We start from the raw sequence: 2,296 nt of genomic DNA on the forward strand, positions 1-2,296 counted from the left end.
TGAGCTGGCTGGCCAAAACCCCGGAGCGGGTAGTTGCCTATTTCCAGCATGCGTCGGTGCGTTATGCCACTTAGATTGGGTATTTGATTGCCGGGTTAATAATACTCTCTTCATTTACTTCATTATATCGCGCTTCTAGGAGGGTAAATGTTGTTCCATTAAAGTAAGAAAATGAAGATCCAGCACTCTCCAATTGATAAGCCCTGAAGCGAGTAATCTTGCTTTTGACTGTCAAAGTCATGCCCTCTAAGTTTAAGGATTTTTGCTGGCTGAAATTCTTTTTGCAATGTATTCGGTTTGTTTTTTATACGACAAACAAAACAGCACCGCTAGTGCAGGTAACAAAGCATACTTTGAGAAGGTGGAAAAATTTTGGCTCTCAGCAATAAGGTGCTTACCAATAAGCAGTACGCACAAAATCACTAGAGCCGAAAGTACGGTTCGATACATATTGTTGGTTTCGGAGAGTATCTCTAATTTCGGGTCTTTAGCAGCTGCGCTGATGAAGTCGGAGTGGTCTGCGAATTTTACTATTCCGATTTTTTTAAGAAGTGGCTCTAAAATTAAAGAGCCGAATCGACTGATGATTAGCCCTATAAAGTAATATAAAAATAACCCATTTATAATTGAGTCCTGCAGTAGCGGTAATGAAAGATATTGGTCAGCAATTACGCAAAATACAACCCCAGGGAAAAGATAATTAAAAATATTATAGGACGATAATTTTTCTAGAATTTGTTCCACGGTCTCTCCGATGTATGTTGTGACGCTAACCAAGCATTCAGCGGCTTGTCCGCTGCAATGCTTGGTTATGCGATTGGCAGGCCAACCGATCTTTGATTCTCTGGATCACCATATCTCGGAACTCTCCGTGTCCATATGCTGCTCTAGGATGTGCGATACGGAAGCATGTAGCATCGGCGGCCTTAAACTCCCATAGTTTCCTAGGTATTACTTGAGCAGAATTCTCATATCCATCAAAATATTTATTAAATAAGCCTTTGATAACAGTATCAATGCCAGAAAACCCAGCAGCAAAAATCACAATATCAGGCTTAAGGTGCTTGATTTGGGAAGCAAGAAGCTTCTGAGAAATAGATGTTATTTCGTTCAACTCATTCACAGGTCGTGACCTAGGTGCTTTTTTATCATAATCCCATGCAAAAAGATTCGCGTAAACAATTGCTTTTGGATTAAATCTTAGCTCTTTCGCCAAACGGAAGTAATACTGCTTAAAACGACTTCGCGACTTTGTGATAACTTTTCCATTTCGATCTAACGGCAGATGCTTTTTATACCGGCTAACAGCCTCGTGTATTAGCTCAGCCATATTCTCATCTTCGGCAAAATCAACTACTCTTTTGATAGTATTCTTTTGATTATTAGTATTCCATCCAGCAGTCTCTCGACCAACTAGCATGATCTTTACCTCTGACTGCCAGTACTCATCAAAAGGAACAGGCAAAAACACCCCTGAATACTTGTCTTTATCTAGATCAAAGGCTCCTATATTTATTTTTCTAAGTATTTTGGAGTAATCGTCAATCAAAACATCCATTTACCATTCCTTTTATTCATTTTCTTCAGGTTACACCTTCAATACGACACACTCCGTCGCATAGACGCATAACGCCGGACTTTGGGGCCGTAGCAGCGTAGCTGCGGAGGTCCCAGCCACACACAGTGTGGCGACAACAGTGCCTTGTTATAATTTTTAGCCCCTTGCAAACCACGACGGGACACGTTGGCCTTCTTCTCGGAGATTTTCACATACAAAACAAACGAATTCACATGCTGCCTCGTGTGCATTCATGTTCGCAGGAATACGCTCAGCAGCGTAAAACGCATCATCCATATTTATAAGAGTCCCGGTGGCCGAGAATATATGCCTATTTTCCTTTGCGTCATCATTAAGAGAAACATTTATTGCATTGTTGATTAATGCTGTCTGGACTTCAGTAATAAATTGAAATTTTTCCAACTAAACTCATCGGTCATTTTCTACTCCACAAAATTATAACGTAACGGAGCTAAACACCGCTCGCGCGCTTTTTGCGAGTGTGTGTTTGAGCGACTAGTTAGCCGACAATACACTCCGTCCCGCGCAGCGGGCTGTAAATGGGGTAGGCGCTCAAGCGCAATGAAAATCGAAAAATTTGCCTCTTCCCCAGCACGGGGCTCCGGCGTGTGCATTACTAAGCCTATCGAAAGTATTGTCATATTGAGAGACAATACCTCCATGAAATGCAAACGAAACTCCGATGGTCGGGCAATCGACCACCACGCCCTCCAGGTC

Annotated in this window: 2 protein-coding genes; both read right to left on the reverse strand. The window is 42.0% G+C overall.

Going from position 1 to position 2,296, the window contains the following annotated elements; genetic code table 11:
• Positions 1 to 252: 252 nt before the first annotated feature.
• On the reverse strand, positions 253 to 744 hold the full coding sequence (locus ACYVD0_RS11160) for a hypothetical protein (RefSeq protein ID WP_460426881.1): 492 nt from the start codon (positions 742 to 744) through the stop codon (positions 253 to 255).
• A gap of 37 nt (positions 745 to 781) precedes the next feature.
• Entirely contained in the window at positions 782 to 1,558 is a 777-nt protein-coding gene (locus tag ACYVD0_RS11165) for a hypothetical protein (RefSeq protein ID WP_460426882.1), read from the reverse strand.
• Positions 1,559 to 2,296: the final 738 nt, after the last annotated feature.

Source organism: Azotobacter armeniacus, assembly GCF_054779355.1.

What these genes read in the sequence shown, in the direction of transcription:
- ACYVD0_RS11165 (WP_460426882.1), bottom strand. Translation starts at nt 1,558, where the DNA reads ATGGATGTTTTGATTGACGATTACTCCAAAATACTTAGAAAAATAAAT.